The organism is Pseudoalteromonas sp. AOP7-A1-14 (genome assembly GCF_052376275.1).
GTDB lineage: Bacteria > Pseudomonadota > Gammaproteobacteria > Enterobacterales > Alteromonadaceae > Pseudoalteromonas.
Window position 1 is genome coordinate 1 of sequence record NZ_JBQSVO010000277.1, and the last position, 628, is coordinate 628.

The 628-nt window shown below is 36.1% G+C and carries 1 pseudogene; it reads left to right on the forward strand.

Annotated elements, in window-relative coordinates:
* Window positions 1-200 precede the first annotated feature (200 nt).
* Window positions 201-566, forward strand: a pseudogene (locus tag ACT3RM_RS18095) (transposase); the annotation flags it as partial.
* Window positions 567-628 lie beyond the last annotated feature (62 nt).

Consider the following 628-nt stretch of genomic DNA (forward strand, 5'->3'; position numbering starts at 1 on the left):
TATTTCTGGGATTGTGATGCGTATTTCCACTAAAATAGCTCATACATAGCTATTACAGAGGATTGATAGGAGCATTCCCTTTATTTCTGGGATTGTAATGCATATCTCCACAAAAATAGCTTATACATAGCTATTGCAGGGATAAATTGGAGCATTCCCTATTTATCTGGGATTGTGATGCATATTTCCACAAAAATAACTTATACATAGAGCATATGGCTCCCAACTCATTGAAATAGGTTTCATGGAAAGATTATAAAGCCATTACGACAGAAGAAGAGACGTTACTAGAGTTGGAACGGTTTGCAGAGAAATGGGACAATCAAAATACGTTATTTAATTACCCTGAGGCGATAAGAAAAGCCATTTAAACAACGGATGCCATTGAATCACTCAACAGCGTTATTCGCCGAGCGATTAAAAACCGTAAGCTATTTCCAAATGACGACTCTGCAAGAAAAATGATTATTCAGCAATAAAAGAGGCATCAAAAAATGGACGGATACCAATACGAGACTGGCGGTTTTATCATTGAATTTGAGGAACACCTCAGTAAACATATTTAAAATCTAAAAACGGGCAGTTACACAGAATCCGTTACAGACTCATAACTTTCCAATAAAAAATG